This is a genomic window from Allosphingosinicella sp. (assembly GCF_035626655.1).
GTDB lineage: Bacteria > Pseudomonadota > Alphaproteobacteria > Sphingomonadales > Sphingomonadaceae > Allosphingosinicella.
Genome location: NZ_DASPNF010000007.1, coordinates 67402 through 92066, shown reverse-complemented (window position 1 = coordinate 92066; position 24665 = coordinate 67402). Strand labels below are relative to the sequence as shown.

At 70.4% G+C, this 24665-nt stretch carries 21 protein-coding genes; 8 read left to right on the top strand and 13 right to left on the bottom strand.

Annotated features, from left to right (window positions below):
- Nucleotides 1–29: 29 nt before the first annotated feature.
- A complete protein-coding gene (locus tag VEC11_RS06740; RefSeq protein WP_464129871.1) occupies nucleotides 30–2873 on the bottom strand; it encodes a M16 family metallopeptidase in 2844 nt (947 codons plus the stop codon).
- A 138-nt stretch (nucleotides 2874–3011) separates the two neighbouring features.
- Between VEC11_RS06740 and clpB the strand changes: the two genes are divergently transcribed.
- Nucleotides 3012–5582 carry an ATP-dependent chaperone ClpB gene (clpB, locus tag VEC11_RS06735; RefSeq protein WP_464129870.1) on the top strand — a complete coding sequence of 857 codons (2571 nt, stop codon included), beginning with the start codon at nucleotides 3012–3014 and terminating at the stop codon, nucleotides 5580–5582.
- Here clpB and VEC11_RS06730 read toward each other — a convergent pair.
- The 5 genes from VEC11_RS06730 to VEC11_RS06710 all read right to left on the bottom strand — a co-directional run bounded on the left by VEC11_RS06730 (nucleotide 5579) and on the right by VEC11_RS06710 (nucleotide 14594).
- Nucleotides 5579–7060 carry a putative 2OG-Fe(II) oxygenase gene (locus tag VEC11_RS06730; protein ID WP_464129869.1) on the bottom strand — a complete coding sequence of 494 codons (1482 nt, stop codon included), beginning with the start codon at nucleotides 7058–7060 and terminating at the stop codon, nucleotides 5579–5581. The two genes, clpB and VEC11_RS06730, sit on opposite strands and share 4 nt — an antisense overlap.
- Nucleotides 7057–8736 (bottom strand): tetratricopeptide repeat-containing sulfotransferase family protein, encoded by a 1680-nt coding sequence (locus VEC11_RS06725; protein ID WP_464129868.1) that lies wholly within the window; start codon nucleotides 8734–8736, stop codon nucleotides 7057–7059. Before VEC11_RS06725 ends, VEC11_RS06730 begins: the two co-directional genes overlap by 4 nt.
- An 8-nt stretch (nucleotides 8737–8744) precedes the next feature.
- Nucleotides 8745–10250 carry a putative 2OG-Fe(II) oxygenase gene (locus VEC11_RS06720; RefSeq protein WP_464129867.1) on the bottom strand — a complete coding sequence of 502 codons (1506 nt, stop codon included), beginning with the start codon at nucleotides 10248–10250 and terminating at the stop codon, nucleotides 8745–8747.
- Complete coding sequence (locus tag VEC11_RS06715; protein ID WP_464129866.1) at nucleotides 10247–11416, bottom strand: aspartyl/asparaginyl beta-hydroxylase domain-containing protein; 1170 nt, start codon at nucleotides 11414–11416, stop codon at nucleotides 10247–10249. The genes VEC11_RS06720 and VEC11_RS06715 overlap by 4 nt, the downstream gene beginning before the upstream one ends.
- A gap of 82 nt (nucleotides 11417–11498) precedes the next feature.
- Complete coding sequence (locus tag VEC11_RS06710; RefSeq protein WP_464129865.1) at nucleotides 11499–14594, bottom strand: TonB-dependent receptor domain-containing protein; 3096 nt, start codon at nucleotides 14592–14594, stop codon at nucleotides 11499–11501.
- Nucleotides 14595–14829: 235 nt separating this feature from the next.
- Between VEC11_RS06710 and VEC11_RS06705 the strand changes: the two genes are divergently transcribed.
- Entirely contained in the window at nucleotides 14830–15378 is a 549-nt protein-coding gene (locus VEC11_RS06705; protein ID WP_464129864.1) for a hypothetical protein, read from the top strand.
- A gap of 9 nt (nucleotides 15379–15387) precedes the next feature.
- Here VEC11_RS06705 and VEC11_RS06700 read toward each other — a convergent pair whose 3' ends face one another.
- On the bottom strand, nucleotides 15388–15585 hold the full coding sequence (locus VEC11_RS06700; RefSeq protein ID WP_464129863.1) for a DUF2093 domain-containing protein: 198 nt from the start codon (nucleotides 15583–15585) through the stop codon (nucleotides 15388–15390).
- A gap of 27 nt (nucleotides 15586–15612) precedes the next feature.
- Entirely contained in the window at nucleotides 15613–16980 is a 1368-nt protein-coding gene (xseA, locus tag VEC11_RS06695; protein WP_464129932.1) for an exodeoxyribonuclease VII large subunit, read from the bottom strand.
- On the opposite strand from xseA, the gene purD reads away from it, so the two are divergent.
- The 4 genes from purD to VEC11_RS06675 are packed head-to-tail and all read left to right on the top strand — an operon-like array spanning nucleotide 16979 to nucleotide 19525.
- A complete protein-coding gene (gene purD, locus VEC11_RS06690) occupies nucleotides 16979–18256 on the top strand; it encodes a phosphoribosylamine--glycine ligase (RefSeq protein WP_464129862.1) in 1278 nt (425 codons plus the stop codon). The two genes, xseA and purD, sit on opposite strands and share 2 nt — an antisense overlap.
- Nucleotides 18257–18264: 8 nt before the next feature.
- Complete coding sequence (locus tag VEC11_RS06685) at nucleotides 18265–18762, top strand: hypothetical protein (RefSeq protein WP_464129861.1); 498 nt, start codon at nucleotides 18265–18267, stop codon at nucleotides 18760–18762.
- Nucleotides 18759–18896: a hypothetical protein gene (locus tag VEC11_RS06680; protein ID WP_464129860.1), complete on the top strand. Its 138-nt coding sequence runs from the start codon at nucleotides 18759–18761 to the stop codon at nucleotides 18894–18896. The genes VEC11_RS06685 and VEC11_RS06680 overlap by 4 nt, the downstream gene beginning before the upstream one ends.
- The gene (locus tag VEC11_RS06675; protein WP_464129859.1) at nucleotides 18893–19525 is read left to right on the top strand and encodes a hypothetical protein; all 633 of its coding nucleotides are present in this window, start codon (nucleotides 18893–18895) and stop codon (nucleotides 19523–19525) included. Before VEC11_RS06680 ends, VEC11_RS06675 begins: the two co-directional genes overlap by 4 nt.
- On the opposite strand, the gene VEC11_RS06670 is transcribed toward VEC11_RS06675, so the two are convergent.
- The 3 genes from VEC11_RS06670 to VEC11_RS06660 are packed head-to-tail and all read right to left on the bottom strand — an operon-like array spanning nucleotide 19522 to nucleotide 21618.
- Nucleotides 19522–20853, bottom strand: a complete 1332-nt coding sequence (locus VEC11_RS06670) for a hemolysin family protein (RefSeq protein WP_464129858.1) — start codon at nucleotides 20851–20853, stop codon at nucleotides 19522–19524. The two genes, VEC11_RS06675 and VEC11_RS06670, sit on opposite strands and share 4 nt — an antisense overlap.
- A 37-nt stretch (nucleotides 20854–20890) precedes the next feature.
- On the bottom strand, nucleotides 20891–21346 hold the full coding sequence (locus VEC11_RS06665; protein WP_464129857.1) for a nucleoside deaminase: 456 nt from the start codon (nucleotides 21344–21346) through the stop codon (nucleotides 20891–20893).
- 32 nt (nucleotides 21347–21378) lie between these two features.
- Nucleotides 21379–21618, bottom strand: a complete 240-nt coding sequence (locus VEC11_RS06660) for a hypothetical protein (protein WP_464129856.1) — start codon at nucleotides 21616–21618, stop codon at nucleotides 21379–21381.
- Nucleotides 21619–21809: 191 nt separating this feature from the next.
- Between VEC11_RS06660 and rpmB the strand changes: the two genes are divergently transcribed.
- The gene (gene rpmB, locus VEC11_RS06655) at nucleotides 21810–22106 is read left to right on the top strand and encodes a 50S ribosomal protein L28 (protein ID WP_464129855.1); all 297 of its coding nucleotides are present in this window, start codon (nucleotides 21810–21812) and stop codon (nucleotides 22104–22106) included.
- Between the two features lie 77 nt (nucleotides 22107–22183).
- On the opposite strand, the gene VEC11_RS06650 is transcribed toward rpmB, so the two are convergent.
- Nucleotides 22184–23197, bottom strand: coding sequence for an esterase-like activity of phytase family protein (locus tag VEC11_RS06650; RefSeq protein WP_464129854.1), 1014 nt, complete (start codon nucleotides 23195–23197; stop codon nucleotides 22184–22186).
- A gap of 105 nt (nucleotides 23198–23302) precedes the next feature.
- Here VEC11_RS06650 and VEC11_RS06645 point away from each other — a divergent pair, with 105 nt between their 5' ends.
- Entirely contained in the window at nucleotides 23303–23674 is a 372-nt protein-coding gene (locus VEC11_RS06645; protein ID WP_464129853.1) for a glycine zipper 2TM domain-containing protein, read from the top strand.
- 95 nt (nucleotides 23675–23769) lie between these two features.
- On the opposite strand, the gene VEC11_RS06640 is transcribed toward VEC11_RS06645, so the two are convergent.
- On the bottom strand, nucleotides 23770–24663 hold the full coding sequence (locus VEC11_RS06640) for a hypothetical protein (protein ID WP_464129852.1): 894 nt from the start codon (nucleotides 24661–24663) through the stop codon (nucleotides 23770–23772).
- Nucleotides 24664–24665: the final 2 nt, after the last annotated feature.

The following is a 24665-nucleotide window of genomic DNA, read 5'->3' as shown; positions in this document are numbered from 1 at the left end:
CAGAATCCAGGCTTGCACGCCCGCCGGGCCTATGGCGCCGGACGCGCAGCCGGCGCCTGGGCACCGGGCGGCACCATCACCTCGATCGGCAGGTTCAGCGCCTCAAGCTGCGGGCGCACCCGCGCCGCGTCTCCAACCACCACCCAGATGAAATTGTCGGGCCTGATGTGGCGGCGCGCCGCCGCATCGAGCTGCTGCGCGGTCATGCCGCGATAGCGGCCGGCGATCGTCTCCCAATAATTGTCCGGGCGGCGGTAGAGCGCGTTGGAGCGCAGCGCACCGAGCACGGCAGGCGACGTCTCGAACTGGCCCGGCAGCTGGCGGGAGTTACCGAGCTGGAGGCGATTCATCTCCTCGGCGGTCACCCCGTTCGTCGTCAGGAAAGTACGCACCAGCTCCCTGGCGGCCGCGATCGAATCGCCGGTCCGGTCCGACTGGACGGGTGCCTGGATGACGTAGGGCACCTGGTGCTCGACGAGGCTGACGCCGCTTCCCGCCCCGTAGGACCAGCCCCGCCGCTCGCGCAGATCCATGTTGATCCGCGATGTGAAACCGCCGCCGAGCGCCTCATTGGCAGCGGTGAGATCGAGCAGATCCCGTGTCCCTTCGGCGTTCAGCACCTGGCCGGCGAGGATGAAGGATTGCGGCGATTGCGGCCGGTCGATCAGGACGATCCGCTGGCGCGGCGGCGGGATGCTGGCGGGAATGCGCTTCACACCCCGCGCGCGGGCCGGCGCCCGCCAATTGCCGAAGCGCCGCTCGAGCAACGGCCTGATCTGGCTGAGCGGCATGTCGGACACCACGAAGATCGTCGCATTGTCGGGACGGATCCAGCTTTGGTGAAAGGCAATCAGCTCATCCCGGGTCAGCGTCCGGACGACCGCGGGATCGCCCGTGCCGGAAGACGGCCTTCCGTAGGGATGCGAGGGCCCGTAGAGGGCGGCCGGCAATGCTCGCGCGGCGAGGCCGGCCGGCTGGGTCAGCTCGGCGGCAATGCCGGCCAGTTGCTGGGCCCGGATTCGCTCCACCTCGGCCGGAGCAAAAGCGGGGTTGCGGATCACATCGGCGAGCAGGTCGAGCGACGGATCGAGCGAGGGGGTAAGCGCGGTCAGCGAAACCACGGTGCGGTCGAGGCTCGCCCCGGTCGCAATGGCAGCGCCGATGCGCTCCTGCGCTTCGGCGAGCTGGATCGAATTGAGGCTGGTCGTGCCCTCCCTGAGCAGGGTCAGCATCATCGCCTGGGTGCCGAGCCGGTCGGCCGGATCGGCGGCGACGCCGGCATTGAACTCGACCGCGATCCGGGTCACCGGAACGGCCGCACGTTGGGCATGAACGATCTCGATGCCGTTGGAGAGACGGGCGCGCCCGACGGAGGGGAAATCGAGCGGGGGGGAGGCGACCACGCCAGGCATGGGCGCACGAGGACGCACCTCGACTGCGGCGGCGTTCGCGCCGGCACCGGGGCTTGTCGCAACGGCCGGCGCCTCGGCATAGGGTTCCCGTTCGCCCGGCGAAACGGTCAGCGCGAAGACCGGGCGACCAAGCCAGCGCTGCATCGCGGCACGGACCTGGTCCGGCGTGATGCGGGCGAATTCCGCAAGCCGGGTGCGGTAGAAATTGGCATCGTCCGCATAGAGCGTGCCTTCCGCCAGCGCGACGGCCTTGCCGCCAAAGCCCCCCACCTGCTCGAGGCCCTGGACGCGGGCGAAGAGCGTGCGCATCACCGCACGCCGGACCTCGTCTTCGGTCGGGCCGGTGCGAAGGAATTCGGCGAAAAGCTCGTCGAGCCGGCGGCCGACCGCCGCCGGATCCTGCCCCGGCTTCACGTCGATCAGGATTTCGAAGATGCTGACGCGCTGCGCGGGCTGCACGTTGGCGACGACCCGAACGGCGGTCTGCTCGCCGCGGACCAGGGCATTGTCGAGCCGCGAGCTGGCGAGACCGCCGAAGACCTGCGCCGCGACCTGCAGGGATGCATGATCGTCGGCGGTGAGACCGGGGATCGTCCACCAGCGATAGAGCCGGGTGTTGGCGACACGATCATGGATTTCGCGCTCGACCCGCGCGGGAAGCGTCGGCACATCGGCAGCAGCGGGGGAATTGACCGCGCCGCGCGGGATATGGCCGAAATAGCGCTCGACCAGCGGCCGCGCCTCGGCGGCGCTGAGATCGCCGGCCAGGACCAGGACGGCATTGTTGGGTCCGTAATTGTCGCGGAACCAGTCGCGCACCGTCTCGAGCGTCGAGGCGGAAAGATCGGCCATCGAGCCGATCGAGGTGTGCCGGTAGGGATGGCCCTCGGGAAACAGCCCCTCTCGCTGCACATATTTGACGAGGCCATAGGGCTGGTTGTCTCCCTGGCGCTTCTCGTTCTGGACGACGCCGATCTGGTTGGTCAGATTCTCCTGGGTCAGCGCGCCGAGCAGATGGCCCATCCGGTCGCTCTCCAGGAACAGGGTCCGCTCCAGCGCGCCGCGCGGCACGGTCTGGAAATAATTGGTGCGGTCGTAAGAGGTGGTGCCGTTGAAATCGGTGGCACCGATCTCGCGCATGAGGGCATCGAAATCGCTTCGCGCGTTTTCGGAGCCGTTGAACATGATGTGCTCGAACAGATGGGCGAAGCCGGTCCGACCCGCCGGCTCGTCTTTCGAGCCGACATTATACCAGACGCTGACCGCGACGACGGGCGCCTTGCGGTCCTCATGGACGACGACGCGAAGGCCGTTGTCGAGAGTGAAGGTCTCGAACGGAATATTGACGCGTCGGAGCAGCTGCTCGATCTGCGCGGCTGGCGCGGGCGCTGTCTGGCTGGAGGCCGGCGCGGCGATCGAAAGGCCGACGGCAAGGGCGAAGGCGGAAATGGTCTTGCGCATGCGATTCCCCCACGGCTTCCGCGAGAGACTAGCGCAGTCGTCGGCCAAAACAATGCGGCGGATCGGGCAGCTGGCCCCGGCCATTGTGTCGCGGGGCGGCTCCACTACATTCCGGACAAGTCGAAACGGGGTCACTCCATGAATCTCGAAAAATTCACCGATCGGGCGCGCGGCTTCCTGCAGGCGGCGCAGACGGTCGCGTCGCGCATGAATCACCAGCAGATCGCGCCGATCCATGTGCTGAAGGCGTTGCTCGAGGACGAGCAGGGCATGGCCGCGGGGCTGATCGCCAGGGCCGGCGGCAGTGCCGAGTCCGCGCGGCGCGAGACCGACGAAGCGCTCGCCAAGGTGCCGGTCGTGTCGGGCAGCGGCGCCAGCGCCGCCCCGAGCCTGAACGGCGATACGATTCGCGTCCTCGATTCCGCCGAGGAGATCGCGCAGAAGGCCGGCGATAGCTACGTGGCAGTCGAGCGGCTGCTGACCGCGCTCGTCCTCTCCCAGGGTGACGCCGGCAAGGCGCTGCGCGATGCGGGGCTCAAGGCCGAGACGCTGAACGCCGCGATCAACGAGCTGCGCGGCGGCCGCACCGCCGACACGGCGGGGGCCGAGGACCGTTATGACGCGCTGAAGAAATTCGCCCGCGACCTCACCGAGGCGGCGCGCGAGGGCAAGCTCGATCCGGTGATCGGCCGCGACGAGGAGATCCGCCGCACCGTCCAGATCCTCGCCCGGCGCACCAAGAACAATCCCGTGCTGATCGGCGAGCCCGGCGTCGGCAAGACCGCGATCGCCGAGGGGCTGGCGCTGCGCATCGCCAATGGCGACGTGCCCGACAGCCTCAAGGACCGGCGGCTGATGTCGCTGGACCTGGGCAGCCTGATCGCCGGCGCCAAATATCGCGGCGAGTTTGAGGAGCGCCTGAAGGGGGTGCTCGACGAGGTCAAGGGCGCCGAAGGCGACATCATCCTGTTCATCGACGAGATGCACACATTGATCGGCGCCGGGAAGTCGGAAGGGGCGATGGACGCCTCCAACCTGCTGAAGCCGGCGCTCGCCCGCGGCGAGCTGCACTGCATCGGCGCGACCACGCTCGACGAATATCAGAAGCATGTCGAGAAGGACCCGGCGCTGCAGCGGCGCTTCCAGCCGGTCTTCATCGGCGAGCCGACGGTCGAGGACACGATCTCGATCCTGCGCGGGCTCAAGGAGAAATATGAGCTGCACCATGGCGTCAGGATCACCGACGCCGCCCTGGTCTCGGCGGCGACGCTCTCCAACCGCTACATCACCGACCGCTTCCTGCCCGACAAGGCGATCGACCTGATGGACGAGGCCGCCTCGCGGATCCGCATGGAGGCCGAATCCAAGCCCGAGGAGATCGAGACGCTCGACCGGCGGATCATCCAGCTGAAGATCGAGCGCGAGGCGCTGAAGAAGGAGAAGGACGCCGCCTCCAGGGAACGGCTCAAGGCGCTCGAAGGCGAGCTTGCCGGCCTCGAGGAGCAGTCCGCCGCTTTGACCACGCGTTGGCAGGCAGAGAAGGAAAAGATCGCCGGCGAGGCGAAGATCAAGGAGCAGCTCGACGCCGCCCGGCTCGAGCTTGACCAGGCGCAGCGCCACGGCGACCTCGCCAGGGCGGGCGAACTCCAGTACGGCCGCATCCCGGCGCTGGAAAAGCAGCTCGAGGAGGCGGCCGCCGCGTCAAGCAACGCCATGCTCCGCGAGGAGGTGACCGCCGAGGACATCGCCGCCGTCGTCTCGCGCTGGACCGGCATCCCGGTCGACAGGATGCTGGAGGGCGAGCGCGAGAAACTGCTCGCCATGGAGGAGGCGATCGGCAAGCGCGTGATCGGCCAGCAGGAGGCGGTCGAGGCGGTCAGCAAGGCCGTCCGCCGCGCCCGCGCCGGCCTGCAGGATCCGAACCGGCCGCTCGGCTCCTTCCTCTTCCTCGGGCCGACCGGCGTCGGCAAGACCGAGCTGACCAAGGCGCTCGCCGAATTCCTGTTCGACGACCCGCACGCCATGGTCCGCATCGACATGTCGGAGTTCATGGAGAAGCACAGCGTCGCCCGGCTGATCGGGGCGCCGCCGGGCTATGTCGGCTATGAGGAAGGCGGTGTGCTGACCGAGGCGGTGCGGCGCCGGCCCTATCAGGTCGTCCTGTTCGACGAGGTCGAGAAGGCGCATGGCGACGTCTTCAACATCCTGCTCCAGGTGCTCGACGACGGCCGCCTGACCGACGGCCAGGGCCGCACCGTCGATTTCACCAACACGATCATCATCCTGACCTCGAACCTCGGCAGCCATTTCCTGACCGGGCTGGCGGACGGCCAGAAGGCCTCCGACGTCGAGGCGCAGGTGATGGAGGTGGTCCGCGCCCATTTCCGCCCGGAATTCCTGAACCGGCTGGACGAGATCATCCTGTTCCACCGGCTCGGCCCCGAGCATATGGGCCCGATCGTCGACATCCAGATCGCCCGCGTCCAGCAGCTGCTGAAGGACCGCAAGATCGCGCTCGACCTCACCGACGGCGCCCGCGCCTGGCTCGGCCGGGTGGGCTACGATCCGGTCTATGGCGCGCGCCCGCTGAAGCGTGCGGTGCAGAAATATCTGCAGGACCCGCTCGCCGATGCGATCCTGCGCGGCGACGTGCGCGACGGCCAGACCGTCAGGGTCGACGAGGGCGACGGCGCGCTGAAGCTGTCCTAGCGGGGCGGGGCCACGTCGAAGGCGATGCTGAGCCGCTCGCCCGCGCCGAACGGGCGGGTGCCGTGCCACATGGTCGAGGGGAAGAGGACGAGCCGGCCGGGCAGCGGCTCGATCAGCCGCGCCGGCGCGAGATCGAGCCCGAGCTCCGGCGGTGGCTCGCCGAGCGCCAGCCAGCCGGCCGGCGCCGGCCCCCGCTCCGCCTCGTCCGGCAGCGCGACATAGCAGGCCGAGCTCAGCCAGCCCTGCTGGTGCCGGTGCACGACATGATGGCCGGCACCGGTCAGCCGCACCGACCAGGAGCCGGCGAAGCGGACCGGCCGGTCGCGCGGCGCGGACAGGGTCGGATGCGCCCGGTCGGGCGGCGGCAGCTGCGCGATATGAGCCTGTACGGCCGCGACGAGCCCGGCACGAAGGCGGCCGATCGCCAGTGCCTCCAGCGTGAACAAGGCGCCCTCGGTCTGGCTGCCGCCGCGCACCGACTGGTCGAGGGGCTGGCCGCGCTGCCGGTGCAGGTCACGCAGCATATCGGCCAGCGCGTCGAGCGGGCCGATGTCGGGCTCATAAATGCCGACCAGGCGGGGATCGCCCTCCAGCCATTCGGCGCGCGGATCGCCGAGCAGCCGCCAGGCCGCGCCCAGATAGGCGACGAACATCTCGCGCTCCGGCCTGGTCAGCCAGCTCTCCGCGAGGGCCGCGGCAGCCTCGATCTCCTTGCGCCGGAGCAGATGGCGCACGCGGAAATGGGCGACGACCGGGTCGGCGACCGAGGCCAGGGCCTCGAACAGGGGGACGGCGGCCTCGGTCTGGCCCATGGCATCCAGCGCCGCCGCCTCATTGGCGTCGAACATCAGATGGGCGCCGGCGGCCGCGCGCCCGCGCCGCGCCGCCGCCAGCATCGCCTCGTGCCGGTCGGCGGCGCCGAGCGCCATGAACAGCACGCCCCAGAGCGCGAGCTGGCGCGGCGCCTCGGCCAGCGCCTCCTCCAGCCGAGCAGTGAAGTCCTCCTTCCGCCCGGCCTGCCAGCGGAGGTTGGCCAGCCGCCTGTGGCCCTCGACCCAGAGCGGATTTTCGTCCAGCGCCGCCTCGAGCGCGGCGAGCGCGGCATCGGCCCTCTGCTCGGCGAGCAGCGCGGACACGCGGCCGAAGCGCAAAGACTGGTCGCCGGGCGCCAGCGCCAGCGCCGCATCGAACAGGGAAGCGGCCGGCCGGCCGGCCTCGAGATGCAGGCCCGCGCGCAGCTGCGCGATGCCGGCATCGCCGGGCGCGAGCCTCGCCGCCCGGTCGCAGGCGGCGATCGCCGGCGTCAGCGCGTCCAGCGCCCGGTGCAGGCGCGCGAGCAGCAGGTGCAGCGCGACATGGTCCGGCTGGCGCCGCGCCGCCTCGGCGACGAGCGGGAGCGCATCCTCCTCCCGGCCCTTCGCCAGCGCCGCGCGGCCGACCGCGAGCACGGCCTCCGCGTCGGCGGGGTCGGGATTCACGCCCCGCCCATCTCGTAGCCCATCCGCTCGGCCCAGGGGGCGAGGATCGGGAGCACCGGCGCGAGCTGCTCGCGATAGCGCTCCCAGCGCCCGGCGGCGCGGGTGTAGATCGGCTCGCCTACCTGCGAATAGCTGGCGGTGATGACGCGGCCCCGCGCCCTGGCGGCGGCCTGGTTGTCGAGCACCTTCTCGTCCCAGGGCAGGCCGAGAAAGTCGAGCAGCGGCCGCATCTCGCCCGCCAGATCCTCGATCATGCGTTCGTAGCGGACGCGGTGGACGTGGAGCGGCAGCAAGTCCTCGGCCCGGGCCCAGGCGTCGAACAGCGCATCATAGGTGCGCGCCGCCTCCTCGAGCCGGGTGAAGCTGCGCATTGCCGGGTTGAGCGTGAAATTGGCCATGAAGCAGCTGAGCACCGCGTCGCAGGGGTGGCGCTCGACGAAGATGATCTTCGCCTCCGGAAAGACGCGCTGGATCAAAGGCATGCGCGCCATGTGCAGCGGATGCTTGTCGACCACCTGCCGCCCGGGCGGCAGCGGCGACAGGTCCGCCAGCAGCTGGTAATAATAAGCGCGGATGCCGTGCGCCTCCTCGGCGCTCATCAGGCCGAGATCGCCGTCAGGCGCGATCGCGCCCTCGACGAAGCGCAGCAAAGGCTGCTCCTCCAGCACGTGCAGCGTGGGGATGTTCATCAGCAGGGTGTCGAGCAGGGTGGTGCCCGAGCGCGGGAAGCCGAGGATGAAGATGGGCGCGGGCGGCTCCGGCATGACCTCGAACCTGGTCCAGCCCGCCACCCATTCGGGGGTCGTGCGCGCCGCGGCAGCCTCGATCTCCTCGCGGTAGCTCGGTCCCGGCGGCGGCGGCGTCAGCAGCTCCGAGGTGCGGTTCATCGCCTCGAACTCGGTGAAGGCCTCGGCCGGACGGCCGAGCCGGTCGTAGAGTCCCGCCAGCAACTCGTGGCGGCGCAGGGGGCTGATCGTCGCCGGCACTGCCTCGGCCTCGACCAGCGCCTCCTCGTACCGGTCCTGCCGGCGGAGCGCCCAGGCCTTCAGGAAATGCGCCTCGGCGCCGAGCCCTGCCGTGTCGGCCTCGCCGGCCAGCGCCGTCAGCTCGTCGGTCCGGTTGAGCGTCTCGAGCAGCAGGCCAAGCTCGAGCCAGGCGGCCGGCGAGGCGGGGGCGAGGCGGATCGCGGCGCGGAAGGCGCGCTCGGCCGCGGCGAGATCGTCGGCGGCCCATTCGGCCAGGCCGAGCTCGGTCAGCACCCGGGGATCGTCGCCGTCGATCGAGGCGCAGGTCCGCATCACCGCCTGCCGTTCGTCATGGCGTTCCGCGCGCCGGAGCGCTTCCGACAGGTTGAAGACCATCTCCTGCCAGTCCGGCCGCAGCTGGATCGCCCGCTGGAAGACCGCCACCGCCTCGTCGAAGCGGTCGAGCGCCATCAGCGCATTGCCGAAATTGTTGAGGCTCTCCCAGTCCCCCGGAAAGGCGCGCAGCACCGTCTCATAGGCGGCGGCGGCCTGCTGCGGCCGCCCCTGCTGCTGGTGCACATAAGCGGCGACGCGCAGCAGGCGCGGGTCCTCGCCGCCGGCCGCGCAGAGCCGCGCCGCCTCGTCCAGGTCGCCGGCGGCGAGCCGCTCGGTGGCGCGCTCCAGCGTCGCCTCGGGAGAAAGACTGTCCATTGCCCGGCTCATTGCGGCCGGGCGACGTCGAAGGCAACGGTCATCCGCTCGCCCGCCGCGAACGGGATCGTGCCGTGCCACATGGTCGAGGGGAAGAGGACCAGCCGCCCCGGCTTCGGCTCGACCTTGCGGAAGGGGGGCAGGTCGAGGCCGAGCTCCGCCTGCGGCTCGCCGAGCTTGAGCCAGCCCTGCTCGCCTTCCCCGGTCGCCCCGGGCAAGGTGATGTAGAGGGCGGAGCTGAGCCAGCCAGCCGGATGGACGTGGTTGACGTGGAAGCCCGCGTCGGTGAGCCGAACCGACCAGGAGCCGGAGAATTGGATGGGCGCCCGCCGCGCGATCAGGGTCGGGTGCCCGGCGACCGGCGGCGGCAGCTGCGCGACATGCCCCTCGACCGCCGCGACGATCGCCCGGCGTAGCGCGCGGATTTCGGGCTCGATCCGGCTGAACAGGGGCCCGTCCGTCTGGGTGCCGCCGCGCAGCGACTGTTCGAGCGGATGGTGGGAGGAAAGATGCAAAGCGCGCAGCCGCGCGGCCAGGGCGTCGAGCGGCGGCAGCTCGTCCGCCAGATCGTAGACCCCGATCAGGCGCTCCTCGCCCTCCAGCCACTGCCAGCGCGGGTCGCCGGTCAGCCGCCAGGCGGCCGACTGATAGGGGACGAGCAGCTGGCCGGGATCGCGCCCCGCCCAGCCGTCCGCGAAGGTCGCCGCCTCGGCGGGGCGGCCGGCGCGCAGCAAATGGCGCACGTAGCGAGCCGCCATGGTGACATGCTCGATCGGGCCGAGCCGGGCGAACAGCCGGTCCGCGGTCTCGGTCTGCCCCTGCTCGGCGGCGCAGACCGCCTCCAGCGCATCGAAGACCGGGCTGTCGCCGGCGGCGGCCCGGCCGCGTGCGGCCGCATCAAGCGCGGCCTCGTAAAGCCCGGCATGCATCAGCGTGTCGGCCAGCTCGCGCCACAAAGCGAGCTCCCCCGGCGCCGCCGCGAGCCCCCGCTCCAGGCTCTGCGTGAAGCCGTCGCGCTCGCCGCGCACCCAGCGCAGCCGCGCGCTGACATTGTGGCCCTCGATCCAGCCCGGATGCAGGGCGGTCTGCGCCTCGATGCCGGCGATCGCGCCGTCGAGATTGCCGTCCGCGAAGCGCGCGGCGGCGAGGCCGAGCAGCACCGAGCCGTCGCTGGGCGCAAGCTGGTGGGCGCGCTCGAACAGCTCCGTGGCCGGCAGGCCCGCCTCCATCGTCGCGCGGGCGACGCTGTGCGCGATCAGGGCATCGTCCGGCGCCAGCGCGGCCGCCTTGGCCAGGGCCGCCGCGGCCGGCCCGAGATCGTCGAGCCGGCGGTGGGCGAGGCCGAGCACCTGCCACATCCGCGCGTCGCCGGGATGGTTGCGCGCCCCGGCCTCGGCGAGCGGCAGCGCCCGGGCGGCAAAGCCCTGGCGGACCGCGCCCGCCACCGCCCGGAAGACGGCATCGGCGTTCCCGGGATCCGCGGCGTTCAGCAAAGCGACCGGATCGGCGTTCACAGCCCCTCCAGCGCGTCGTCCGGATCGGTCGCGGCCATCACCGCCGCCACCGCCTCCCGCTCGGCGGCGGAAAGGTCGGGATGCCAGGTATCGACGATCAGGAGCACGCGCAGCTCCCCGGTCGGGTTCATCGCCTCATGCTCGATCGTGTCGTCGAAGATCCAGGCCTCGCCCTGGCGCCACTCCCGCGTCTCGGCGCCGACCCGGAACCAGCAGCCCTGCGGCACGATCAGCGGCAGGTGGCAGACCAGGCGGGTATTGGCGACGCCGGTATGCGGCGGGATATGCGCGCCCGGGGCCAGCAGGGAGAACATCGCATTGGGCCCGCGCCGGGGAATGGCCGGCTGCTCGAGCGCGCCGAGCAGGGCCATCACCGCCGGGCAGTGGCGGGCATTGGCCTCGATCGTGACGCCGTTCTGGACGAGGTGGATCGCGGTCCAGGCCCTGTTGCGGTTGAGCGCCGCCCATTGCCGCAGCGGGACGTCGTCCGGATACTGGATATAGGGGACCAGCTCCGCCCGCTCCGCGCCCGTCACCCGGTGGAAATCCGCGGTGATCGCCGCCGTCGCCGCCTCCAGCGCTTCGAGCCAGGGAAAGGCGTCCCGGTCGTGAAACTCCCGCTCCCTGAGGCCCGGATAATGGAAGTGGGTCGGCTCCGAATGATAGGGCCGGGTCTGGCGCAGGATGTTCGAGCGGAAGCGCGCGAGCCGGTCCCGCTCGGCCCCGGTCAGCGCCGCATCCGCCACCGCGCCGGCCAGCCGCCCCGCCGTCTCCGCGACATGCGCGTCGTGGACGGTCCGGGCATGGGCGATCATCGCCTGCAGATGGGGTGGCACCGCCGCCGGCGCCTGGGCCAGCGCATAGCCATAGGTCTCGCCCGCCTCCGCCGCCCGCCCGCTCTGCTCGAGCAGATTGGCCTTGAGCAGCAAGGGGACGAAGCCGAGCGGATCGACCTTGAGCGCGCCCGACACCGCGTCGAGCGCGGCGGCGAGGTCGCCGGCGGCGCGGCACATGGCGGCGAGCTTGAGCCAGGTCTCCGCCCGGCCCGGATCGGCGGCGACGGCGCGGACGAGAAGCGCGCGCGCCCCCGCGCGGTCGCCGCCCGCGGCAGCCCGGTCCGCTTCGGCCTCGAGCGCCGCGGCGTCGCTGGCGAGATCCTGCTCCACTTTGTCTCTCTAGCGCGGGCGCCGCCCAAAAGAAAACGGCGGGCCTTTCGGCCCGCCGTCAGGTCTTGGTCCCGCTCCCGACCTAGAAGTCCAGGGTGACGCCGGCGAAGATGTACCGGCCCATCGCGTCGTAGACGTTCGGGAAGGTGTTGCCGGAGCAAACCGTGCCCGGGCAGGCATTGATGATCGTGTTGCCGCCGTTCGCGCCGATGATCGGCGGGTCGCGGTCGAGAATGTTGTTCACGCCGAGCCGGAAATTGTAATGGTCCCCGATCCGCGCGGTGAGCGTCAGATCGAAGTAGCTCTGCGACGGGATCGTCTCGTTGAACGGCGCGAAGGGCTGGTTCAGCGTCGAGCTCGGATTCTTGTTTTCGACGTCGACGGCCGAGAAGTAGCGCCACTGGAGTGACATGCCTACGCCGCTCGCATGCGTATAGGTGAGCCGCGCCCTGTGGCGCCACTCGGGGAACACGCCGCTCGAGACGTTGGCGCACTGCGGGCCATAATAGCCGGCGCAGTCATAGGGCTCGGACACGCCGTTGTCGGTCACCACCTCGTCGAGCCAGGTTCCCTGCAGGTTGAAGGAGAAGCCGCCGACGCCCTCCCATTCCGTCGAGTAGCCGATGCCGACATCGATACCGCTCGTCTCGAAGCTACCGATATTCTGGTTGAGATCGCGCACGAAGCCGGTGCCGGTCCGCCAGAGCGAACCGAACTGATCGCGCTGGACCTGGCCGCAGAAGAACGGATCGAGCGTCTGCACGCAGGTGGCGAGGATCGTGTCCTGGCCGATCGGCTGGATCGGACGGTCGATCTTGATGTTGAACCAGTCGATGGTGATCGCGAGCCGCGGGATGAAGCGCGGCTGGAAGACAATACCGAGCGTGTAGGTGTCGGCGATTTCCGGATCGAGATTCGGGTTGCCGCCGATCAGGCCGTTATACTGGCCGGCGGGGTTGGCCTGGATCGTGCCATACTGGGCGGCGCTCACGCCCATCGCCTGGCAGGCCGCGAGCGACGCGCTCGGGGCGGCGCCGGCGCATGGGTCGCCCGCACCGTTGAGCGCGACGCGCTGCGGTGCGAACAGCTCCTGGATGTTCGGCGCGCGGACGGCGCGGTTGTAGGCGCCGCGGATCCGGAAATCCCGAACGATCGAGAGGTCGACACCGATCTTGTAGGTATCGGTGCTGACGCTGCGGGCGCCGATCCCGTAATCGGAGTAACGATAGCCGGCCTCGAGCGAGAGGTTGTAGATGAAGCTGTCCTCGATGATCGGGATACGGACCTCGGCGAAGGCCTCCCTCACGTCGAACTCGCCGGACACCGGCAGCGTCGGCGCGCCCTGGCCTGCCAGATCCGAGGACGGCAGCGTCTGGAAGGCGACGTCCGTCATCAGCTCGAGGCTCTCCTTGCGATACTCGACGCCGAGCGCGAGGCCGACGCCGGTATTCGCCCAGGGGAGCTGCACGCCCCACTCGCCGAGATTGCCGGTCAGCGAGGCGCTGGCGACGGTCTGCTGGACGTTGCCGCGCTGGAAGCCCGGGGTCTGCAGATAGTCGAGCGCGGCCTGGGTTACCTGGCCGGTCGCCCAGATGTCCCAGGGCACGCAGGACGGGTCGCTGCCGTCGAGGACCGAGCGGCAGGTCGGGTCGACACCCGGCGTGGCCGGATTGTCGACGATGTCGAGCGCGCGGTTGAGACGGGTGACCGAGAAGTCGTTCTGATAGGTCAGCGCGAAATTCGTCTGCGCGAACTGGTAGTAGACGTCGTACGACCAGACGTCGCTCAGGTCCCCGCGCATGCCGGCGACGATGCGCCAGTTGGTGTGCTCGAGGTCGCTGACGCGGCCGCCGCCTTCCACGTTGCGGCGCAGGAGCTGCGCGTTGCCGCGGAAATAGGGAAGGCCGGTTGCCGTGTCGATGAACACGTCCGGACCGGCGACCCCGTCATTGTCGGTCAGGTTGGCCGGAGCGCAGACGATCGCGCGCTGCTGGGCGCTGAGCAGCGGGTTGTCGCAGTTGACGGTGAAGGTGTTGCCGAAGTCGCCCGACGGCGCGATCTGCGCCAGCGTGCGATCGTTCATGAACATCACTTCGAGATAGGGCTGCAGCGCCGGGCTGATCTCGTAATTGGCAAAGGCGCCAAACACATAGCGCTCGTCAGGACGCTGATAAAAGTTGGTCGGCGCGAAATTGTACGGCGTCGTGCCCGGGATGAGGGTCCGGTTCGGGCCGATCTGCAGCGTCTGGGTGTTGGTGAAGATCGTGCCGTTGGCCGAGGTCGCCGAGCCGCCGCAGAAGAAGAGCGGCGCGCCGGGGAAGCCGAACGCGGGCGTGCCCGGCTGCGCGGCGGCTTGGGCCGGGGTCCGGGCCTGGGTGGCGCAGGACGAATAATCGCGCCGGCCCTGGGTGACCGCGTTCAGCTTGCGGTAGCCGGCATAGGCGACGATGTGGCCGCGGCCGTCGTCGAAGCCGGCGCCGAGCGCGAGGCTGACGTCGAAGGTGCCGCCGTCGGCGACGCTGCCCGTCGGGAAGCCGAAGTTGCGCGCGTTGAGCGCGTCGACGATGCCGGTGTCGCTGTTATTGTCGTGCTGGTAGAAGCTGTACTGGGCGTCGAGGCGGACGCCTTCCAGCTCCGTGTCCATCACGAAGTTGACGACGCCGGAGACGGCGTCCGAGCCGTAGACCGACGAGGCGCCGCCGGTCAGCACGTCGACGCGGCTGACGATCGCCGAGGGAATCACGTTGATGTCCGGGTTCGGCAGGGCCGGGTCGCCCGGGACCAGCCGGCGACCGTTGATCAGCACGAGGGTGCGGTTCGGGCCGAGGCCGCGAAGGTCGACCGTGGCGGTGCCGCTCGCGCCGTTGGCGAGGTTACCGCCCTGGCCGGCGAAGGCCTGCGGCAGCGAGTTGATCAGGTCCTCGGTCCTGGTCACGCCCTGCAGCCGGACGTCCTGGCTGTTCAGGACGGTGACGGGGCTGACCGCGGTGAGGTTCGGAGCCGGAATGCGGGAACCGGTGATGACGACTTCCTGGCCTTGGTCGTCGGCGGGCTGGCTGGCCGCGGCCGGGCCGGACTGCGGCTGGTCGTCCTGCGCGAGGGCGGGCGTGGCAAAACTGGCGGCGCCACAAATGAACGTGGTGGCGAGCAGATTGCTCAGAAACTGGTTCTTCCTCATGTCGGTCCCCTTGTGTCGGCCCGAAGCCGTGTTTCTTGCGCCGGGTCGAGCCAGCGAAGCAGAGCATCTTTACGGGATGGAATCGAAGTGACGCAATTCCCCACTCTCTCGGATTTCGGCCATTTTTCCCTGAAGTGACATAATTGCCACATCGTGCGAACACGGTGCGCCGGGCTTGCGAAAAGGGCGGTCGGCCCGCAATATCGCCGCCCTGCCTCGCCAACGGAGCGTCCTCATGACTCGCCGCCTTCGCCTGCTGTTGATCCCGCTGCTCGTCGGCGCGCCCGCGCTTGCCCTCGCCCAGCGCAGCGGCGACTCGCCCCCGCCGCGGCCGGAAAGCTTCGAGGCTTTGGTCCGCTGCCGCGCGATCACCGAGGATGCGGCCCGGCTCGCCTGCTTCGACCGGGCGGTGGCGGCGCTGCAGGCCGCGCAGGAGCGGCGCGACGTGGTCATGGTCGACCGTCAGCAGGTCCGCGAGGGGCGCCGGCGGCTGTTCGGCCTCGCTTTGCCGCGCATCCCGATCTTCGGCGGCGGCGACGACGACGAGCGGGACGAGGATCAGGTCGACACCGTCGAGGGCGTCGTCGCCTCGGCCTCGCAGGACGGGCTCGGCCACTGGGTGGTCGCGCTGCAGGACGGCGCCGTCTGGATGCAGGTCGACAACAACACGCTGGCCTTGCGGCCGCGGGCCGGTCAGCGCGTGGTGATCAATCGCGGCGCGCTGGGCAGCTTCATGATGCGGGTCAACAATCAGCCGGGGATCAGGGTCAGGCGGTCGCGCTGATCAGCGCCCTCATTTTCCCTCGGCCTGCAGCGAGGCCTCGGGCGTGGCATAGGCTTCCTGCCGCTCGACGCTCCAGTAGCGAAGCTGGTCCAGCGGGATCGGCTGGCGGGTGACCGCGCAGAGCACATGGTCGCCATGGCTGAGCACGCGGAAGGCGCCGGGGAGATAGTGGAGCCGGGCCGGCCGGCCCTTGCTGGACATCAGCATCGACGAAACCTCACAATAATTTGGCCATCATAGCAATTTGGGCTGGTCGCCCTTCTCTTTAACATGGGGCGTCCGCGCCGGACGCTCAACCGCTGCGCCGGTCGACGCCTCTACCTCGCCGTCTCGGAAGCGCAGGCTGAGCGACTTCGCGGCCCGCGCCGCCTCGGCCGAGACCAGCACCTTGCCGGCCCGGTCGCGCACCAGGGCATAGCCCTTTTCGAGCGGGCGCTCGGGATGGGCGAGCTGGGCGACGCGCCAGAGCGCGGCGAGCCGCTCGCTGGCCCGGCGGTGGGCCGAGGCGAGCAGACCGGGCCTGAGCGCGCCGGCGGCATGGCCGAGCTCGCCCCGCGCCCGGTCGAGCCTCCCCCTGAGCCCGCGCGGCAGCCGCTCGGCGAGATCGTCGAGCTTCTGCTGCTGCGGGGCGAGCAGCGCCTCGCGCTCGGGCCAGTGGCGGAGCAGGGCCTGCAGCTGCTCCCCCGCCCGCTCCGCCGAGCGGCGCGCGCAGCGTTCGGCCCGCGCGCCGAGCTCGCGCACCGAAGCGAGCAATTCGGCGCGGACCGGCACCGCCATCTCCGCCGCTGCGGTCGGGGTCGGCGCCCGCCGGTCGGCGGCATAATCGCAGAGCGTGGTGTCGGTCTCGTGCCCGACCGCCGAGATGACCGGGATTGCCGAGCCGGCGACGGCGCGCACCACCGCCTCCTCGTTGAACGCCCAGAGATCCTCGATCGAGCCGCCGCCGCGGGCGACGATCAGCAGGTCCGGCGGCTCGGCCAAGGCGTTGAAGCCCTGGATGGCAGCGGCGACCTTCTCGGCGGCGCCCTCGCCCTGCACCGGCACCGGCCAGAGCGTGACCTGGGTCGGGAAGCGGTCCTCGAGCCGGTGGAGGATGTCGCGGATCACCGCGCCGGTCGGCGAGGTCACCACCCCGATCCGCCGCGGCGCGAAGGGCAAAGCGCGCTTGCGCGCCTCGTCGAACAGCCCTTCCGCGGCCAGCGCGCGGCGGCGCCTGTCGAGCAGGGCCATGAGCGCGCCCTGGCCGGCCAGCTCCAGCCGCTCGACCACGATCTGGTAGCGCGAGCGCGCCGGATAGGTGGTGAGCCTGCCCGTCGCGATCACCTCGATCCCGTCCTCGGGCTGGAAGCGCAGCGCCGAGGCGGTCCCGCGCCAGATCACCGCGTCGATGCAGGCGGCATCGTCCTTCAGGGTGAAATAGCAATGGCCCGACCCGACCCTTTTGAACCCCGAAATCTCGCCGCGCACCCGGACATGGGCGAAACCGTCCTCGACCGTCCGTTTCAGCGCCGCGCTGAGCTCCGAAACGGAGAATGCGGGCGCGTTGTCGCCGGGGGACTCCGTTGCTAGGAGCCCGGCTTCGCTGGAGGGATCGTCGGACATGAAAGTGTTGCTCATCGGTTCGGGCGGGCGCGAGCATGCCTTGGCGTGGAAGCTCGCGCAATCGCCCTTGCTGACGAAGCTGTGGGCGGCGCCCGGCAACCCGGGCATCTCGGCGCATGCCACGTTGGCCGCCCTCGACCCCGCCGATCATGCAGCGGTGCTCGCCTTCTGCGCCGGCGAGGCGATCGACCTGGTCGTGATCGGACCCGAGCAGCCTTTGGTCGACGGCCTCGGCGATGCGCTTCGCGCCGCCGGCCTGCTCGTCTTCGGTCCGGACCGCATCCCGGCCCGGCTGGAGGGCTCGAAGGGCTTCACCAAGGACCTCTGCGCGAAGCACGGTATCCCGACCGCCGGCTATGTCCGGGTGAGCGACCGCGCCGCCGCGGAGGAGGCGCTCGGACATTTCGGCCTCCCCGTCGTGCTCAAGGCCGACGGCCTCGCCGCCGGCAAGGGCGTGATCATCGCCGAGACCGCCGAGGAGGCGCGAAACGGCCTCGAGCTGATGTTCGAGGGCGGCTTCGGCACCGCCGGCGAGTGCGTGGTGATCGAGGAGTTCATGACCGGCGAGGAGGTGAGTTTCTTCTGCCTGGTCGACGGCGAGACCGTGCTTCCCTTCGGCTCTGCGCAGGACCACAAGCGCGTCGGTGACGGCGATACCGGGCCCAATACGGGCGGGATGGGCGCCTACAGCCCGGCCTCGATCTTCACGCCCGAGTTGGAGCGGCGCGCGCTCGACGAGATCGTCCGGCCGACCGCGCGGGCGCTGACCGAGGCGGGTACGCCCTTCTCCGGCATCCTCTATGCGGGGCTGATGCTGACGCCCGACGGGCCGAAGCTGGTCGAATATAATGTCCGCTTCGGCGACCCCGAATGCCAGGTGCTGATGCTCCGGCTGGAAAGCGACCTGCTCGGGCTGATGCTCGCCGCCGCCCGGCACGAGCTCGCGCACGTCGCGCCGCCCGCTTTCTCGGACGATGCCGCCCTGGTGGTGGTGATCGCCGCGCGGGGCTATCCGGGCACGCCGGCCAAGGGCGGCCCGATCGCCGGCCTCGACGCGGCGGGCGCGACCATCTTCCAGGCCGGGACGGCGCTGCGGGACGGCGCGCTCGTCGCCAGCGGCGGCCGCGTGCTTGGCGTCACCGCGGCGGGCGCCAGCGTCGCCGAGGCGCAGCGCGCCGCTTATGCGGCGGTCGACGCCCTCTCCTTCCCCGACGGCTTCTGCCGCCGCGACATCGGCTGGCGCGAGATTGCGCGGAGCGGCCCGGCGGGGCTATGAGCCAAATCATGTCGCGCTGGCTCAAGCTGCTGATCGGCCTCCTCGTCACCCTTGTCATCGCCTGGCTCTATTGCGGCCCGCTCGGCCGCGGCGCCGCCTATGTCGACCTGCTCCAGAGCCGCGCCGAGTTCGTGCTCGTCAACGCGGAGGTCCCGAACCTCCAGGCGCGGATGGGCCGGGCGCCCTTGTCGCGCACCGTCTTTCTCTGCGGCCCCACCATCCCGTTCCAGCGCAACGGCACGCTCGACTGGCAGCGCAGCAACGATTTGCCGGGCATTGACGGGCGGATGCTGCTGATCGGCGGGATTTCCGGCGCGGTCTGGGATCCGGGCCCGGCCGCCGACGGCAACACCCCGCCCTGCCCGCCCGGCGGCCCGGGCATGTCGGGCGGCGGCCTGCCTTTGCTCGTCGAGCTGATCGGCCTGGCGGCACTCGCTTGGCTGCTTGGACTCGGCATCGGCTGGGCCCTCCGCCGCCGGCCGCCGCGCAAGGGCTATCTCGGATGATCGATCTCGCCCTCAACAATATCTGGCTGCTCGGCGCGGCGCTGGTGATCGGCATCGTCACCGGTCGCTGGGCGTTCTCGACCGGCAAGCCGAAGCCGCCGGAAACAAAGCAAGAGGATGACGCGCAATCATGACCTGGGACACCACCACCACCATCATCCTCGTCGTCCTGATCCTGCTCGGCCTGCTGATCATGGTGCTGGGCATCCGGGCCTCGCGCAAGGCGCCGCCCAGGGTCGAGCGCAAGCTGGGCGAGGACGGCAGCCCCTATGTCGCGAGCCAGGAACGGCCCTATATGGCGCCGCCCCCGCCACCACCGCCCGCGCCTGCGCCTGCGCCTGCCGAGGCCGGGGAGCCGGCACCTGTGCCGGACCCAGGGCCGGCCCCCGCCCCGAAGCCGAAGCCGAAGCCGAAACCCGCGCCCCGGACCGGCAAGGGCGTCGCCGACGAGGTCGCCACCGCGACCACCGACGTCGCCGGCGAGGTGCTCGGCGTCGACGTCGCCCGTCCCGCGGGCCCGGCCGACGATCTCAAGCAGCTGAAGGGCGTCGGCCCCAAGTTCGTCGCCCGCCTGAACGAGCTGGGCATCACCCGCTTCGACCAGCTGGCCGGCATGAACGCGACCGAGGTCGCCCATCTCGACGAGCGCATGGGCCCCTTCCAGGGCCGCCTCGCCAGGGACCGGGTGATCGAGCAGGCCGACCTGCTTGCCCGCGGCGACATCGAGACGTTCGAGGAGCGGTTCGGCAAACTGGGCGGCTAGGCCCGCCGCCCGCCGCGCTTGATCTGGCTGGCCAGGATCTTGTCGATCTTGCGCCCGTCCATGTCCGAAATCTCGAACTGCCAGCCGCGATAGGAGAAGCGCGCGCCGACCTCGGGGATGTGCTTCAGCACCGAGAGCGCGAAGCCCGCGGCGGTGGCATAGTCGCGGTCCTCGGGCAGCGAGATGCACAGATTCTCCGCCATCGCGTCGGCGGAAACCGAGCCCGACACCCACCAGCTGCCGTCGTCCCGCTCGACCAGAGGCGGATCGGTGTCGAAATCCGCCGAGGAGATGAACTTGCCGGCGAGCGCGGTCAGCAGATTGCCCGGCGTCACCAGCCCCTCGAAATGGCCGTATTCGTCATGGACGAAGGCCATCGGCACCTCTGAGTCGCGCAGCACGTTCATCGCGTCCATCGCGTCGAGCTGGTCGGGGACGATCGGCGCGGGCTTCATCAGCGCCCTTAAATCGATCTCCTTGCCTTCGATCAGGCAGGCGACCACGTCGCGCGCCTGCACCACGCCGACCAGCCTGTCGACCGACCCCTCGGCGACCGGGATGCGGTTGTGCGAGGCTTCGACCAGCTTGCGGCGGATCGTCTCCTGGTCGGCGTCGACGTCGATCCAGTCCACCTCGATGCGCGGCGTCATCACCTCGCGGGTCGGCCGGTCGGCGAGCCTGACGACCGAGGAGATCAGCACCCGCTCGCTCTCCTCCAGCACGCCCGCGGTCGCTGCCTCGGCGACGACGAGGTGGAGGTCCTCGGCGGTGACATGGTCGCCCGATTCGCGGTTCAGGCGCAGCAGCCGGAAGACGAGGCCGCTGGTCTTGTCGAGCAGCCAGACGAAGGGCGCGGTCGCCCGGCTCAGCCAGCGCATCGGCAGCGCGACCTTGACTGCTATGCCTTCGGGATTGCGCAGGGCGAACTGCTTCGGGACCAGCTCGCCGATCACGAGCGACGCATAGGTCGTCACGACGATCACCAGAATGAAGCCAAGGGTCGCTGCCGTATTGGGATCGACGCCGAGCAGGGCGATGCGCTGCCCGACCGGACCCCCGAGGCTCGCGCCCGAATAGGCGCCGGCCATGATCCCGATGAGGGTGATGCCGATCTGCACGGTGGAAAGGAAGCGGCCGGGATCGGAGGCGAGGTCGAGGGCGGTCTGCGCGCCCCGCCGCCCCGTCCGCGCCATCGCCTTCAGCCGCGGCTTGCGCGCCGACACCACCGCCAGCTCGGACATCGCGAAGACGCCGTTCAGGCACACCAGCAGGAGGATGATGACGACATCGAGCCAGGGGAAGGGCGCGAGCTGCGAGGGAGCGGACATGGCCGGGCGAAGTCTTAGACGCGAAGGGAGGCGCCCATCAAGTGCGCCTCTCCCGGAAAAAGTCCCGCAGCAGCGCGCCCGCCTCGGCCTCGCCGATCCCCGGATAGACCTCGGGCGCGTGGTGGCAGGTCGGCTGGGTGAACAGGCGGGGCCCGTGGAGCACCGCGCCGCCCTTCGGGTCGCCCGCCCCGAAATAGAGCCGCGAGAGCCGCGCCAAAGCGATCGCGCCGGCGCACATCGCGCAAGGCTCCAGCGTCACCCAGAGGTCGCAGCCGTCCAGCCGCCAGTCGCCCAGCGCCTGCGCGGCCGCGCGCATCGCTACGACTTCCGCATGGGCGGTCGGGTCGTTGTCCGCCCGCATCCGGTTGCGCCCGCGGCCGAGGACCGCGCCCTCCCGGGTCACCACCGCGCCCACCGGCACCTCGCCCGCCCCGGCGGCGGCGCGGGCCTCGTCGAGCGCCAGGCGCATCGGCTCGGGCAGGGGATAGCGCATCCCCGCCTGTTAGCGGCGCCGCACGGGCGGGGCTACTGCTGGTTGGCAGCCTGGCCGTTTCCGACGCTCACCGCGGGCACCTGCACGGTGCGGTTCTCCATGGTCACGACCGGCACCTGGATGGTGCGATTCTCCGTGCCGACGGTCACCGGATTGGCGGTGACAGTGACGGCGCCATTGCCGTCGCGGTTAAGGTGCACGACACCGGTCGCGACCAGGACGATGCCGACGATGATGATCAAGGCGACGATCAGCAAAAGGGTCCGAAGCATGGGTGAGCTTCCTCTCCAGATGGATTTGGGCCAGATGGATTTGGGAGCGTAACGAGCGGTCCCTGCATCGGTTGCATCGGAGCCGCGATCGCCAGGCGCGCGCCCGAGGTTGACGAATCTCCGCCGCCAAGCTATCCGCGCCACCTTTCCGGGAGGCCCTGAGGCCTTCCATCCAGAAAAAGAGATTCGACATGTCGCGCATTTGCGAGCTGACCGGCAAGGGCCGGCTGGTGGGCAACAATGTTTCCCACGCCAACAACAAGACGAAGCGCACGTTCCTGCCGAACCTGCAGAACGTCACGCTCATCTCCGACGCGCTCGGGCGCGGCATTAAGTTGCGCGTCTCGATGAGCGGCCTGCGCTCGGTCGAGCATGTCGGCGGCCTCGACAATTGGCTGCTGAAGACCAGCGACGACAAGCTGAGCCTCAACGCCCGCCGCCTGAAGCGCGAGATCGCGAAGAAGCAGGCCGAGACGGCCGCGGCCTGAGCCCGCGTTCCGGCACCGCCGGAACCCCTTCCAGGGAACCACGACACCCCGTTTCGGCGGGGTGTTGCTCTATGCGGCTACAGCCTGAGCTCGAACTTGAGCAGCAGGGTGTGCCGCGACATCCGCATGAAGTCGTCGTCGGAGACCAGCCAGAGGATCGTGCGGCCGCCTTCCCGGGTCACGGCGAGCCCCTCCATATTCTCGATCACCGCCGGCGCCTCGAGCGTCGCCACTTCCCGGCCCTCGATAATGCTCCCCGCCCGGAGCCCGCGCACGTCGGCGACGGTCAGCCGCGCCGACAGCCGCAGCGCGAACAGGCCGCGGTTGAGGATGAGCACGCGCCCGTCCGGGAGCAGGGCGGCGTCGGTCGCGCGGTAGCCGGGCGGCCGGCGATAGATCAGGCGGGCCGCCGGCGTCCCCGGCCTTGCCGGGTCGCCGGCGAATAGCAGCGCATTGCTGGTCGGCCGGCCGTTGTTCCGCCCCTCCTCGATGAGCAGGAAGCGGCCGTCGGCCAGGCGGACGATCGATTCCGCGCCGCTATTGCCCTGCCAGCCGCGCATGCCGTCCGGGCGCGTGCCCGCCTGCTGGCGAAGCGAGGCCCGGTCGTAGCGCCAGACCGCGTTGTAGCGCTCGAACGAGATCCAGATCTGGTTGCCGGCCACGGTCATCCCCTCGGTGTCGCGGGTGATCCGCCGCCTGCCGCCGCCCGGCCCCTCGTCGAGCGGCCGGAAGCGGACCCGGGGCGCCGGCGAGGCGCCGGGAAGCGGGAATGAGGTGAGCAGGCCGATATCATTGATCGCGACCGCCTCGCCATTCTCGACATGGAGGCCGGAGAGGCCGCCGAGGCGGTCGTCGGGGCTGCTCATCGTCCAGCCCCCGAGAAAGCGCAGCCGTCCGACGTCGCGCCGGGCGGGATCGCCGCCGTCGAGCGGGATGGCGGTATAGACGAGGGGCGCGTCCCCGCCGCCCTCCAGCGGCGGCCGCGGCGGCAGCCGGACCATGGTCCCCAGCAGCAGCAGGGCAAGCAGCAGCGCGGGCAGCCTCAGCCAGCGGCTCCTCCAAATCCGTTCAGGAAAACCCCCCAGTTTCATGAACGACGGCTGACAGACACATTCAGACCCCGATCAAGCGACTCGGGGCATAAGGGCGTCATGTCGAGAGGCCGAATCGGCCAACAAGACCAAGGAGTTAGGACCATGATCAAGAAGCTCGCCCTTTCCACCGCCGTCGCCGTTTCGGCGCTTGCCGCCGTGCCGACGGCCGCCCAGGCCCAGAGCCGCTACGGTTATTATGACGCGCGGCACAATGGCTATCAGACCCATTATCCGCGCTACGACCGGCGTTACCAGAGCCAGCGCTACTACAACCAGCGTTATGGCCGCTACTACGGCTATCGCTGCCGCCGCGACAATGGCTCGACCGGCACGATCATCGGCGCGATCGCCGGCGGCCTGCTCGGCCGCGAGATCGCCGGCCGCGGCGACCGCACGGTCGGCACGATCATCGGCGGTGCCGCCGGTGCGCTGCTTGGCCGCGAGATCGACCGGAGCGGCAACTGCCGCCGCTAAGGCGGATCACACCTACAGCTTGTCCTCGTGAGCGTTGCGAGGACGGGGGCCGGTCGTAGCAATGGGCGACCGGCCCCCACTTTCATCCGAGGCGCCTAGCGCGACGGCACGAAGACGTAGATCGGCTGCGCGCGGTAGCCGGCGAAAACCGGCGTCGTCGCGAAGTCGCTCTCGTAGCGGATCCGCGCCGCCTTGCTCTCGGGATCGATCGACAGCACGGTGAAGCGGGCGTCGGCGATCACGAAGGGGCGCGGCGTCGTCCGGAAGGCGGTCGCCGCCCGGGTCCGCAGCGGGGCGCGGCCGGCGCCCGTATAGAGGGCGTCCAGCGGCTGCTGGATGTTGCCCGTATAGAAATCGACGAAGATCTGGCTGGTCCCGATCAGGCCGCCGGCGGCGTAGCGGACCTGGACGAAATTGCCGGGTCCCATGGGCCGGTTCGCTTCCGCCGTGTAGGGCACCGGCGCGATCTCCACCATATGCTGGTCCTCGCGGCGCTTCGTGCCCTGCAGGAAGGCGCGCTCGAAGCGGTTGTCGGCGTCGCCGTCCACCAGGCAGAAGCGGCGCTGGCGCGCGACCCGGCTACCGATATTGGTGAGGCCGAAGGTCGCCACCCCCATCGCCGCACCGATCGCGTTGACCCGCATCTCGCCGCAATAGATGCGCGCCTCGCTGCCGAGCGTGGCGAGATCGCCGCCCTCGGCCCTGGTGGCGCGGTGCAGGAAGACGCCCGGCACGATCGTGTCGCGGATGCCGGCAATCTCGAGCGCCACCTCCCGCTCGACCAGAGCCGCGTCGGCCCAGCCCAGAGGCGCCCGCATCAGGACATCGCCCGGCGTCACCGTCCGCTCCAGCCCCGCCGCATGCGGCTCCTCGGACGGCAGGATCACCATGCCGGCGGTGACGACCTCATATCTGGCGGCGGCGGCGGGCGCCGCGGCGAAGGCGAGCGCGGCTGCGCCGAGGCGCAGCATCTTCAACAGAACAAGCATTA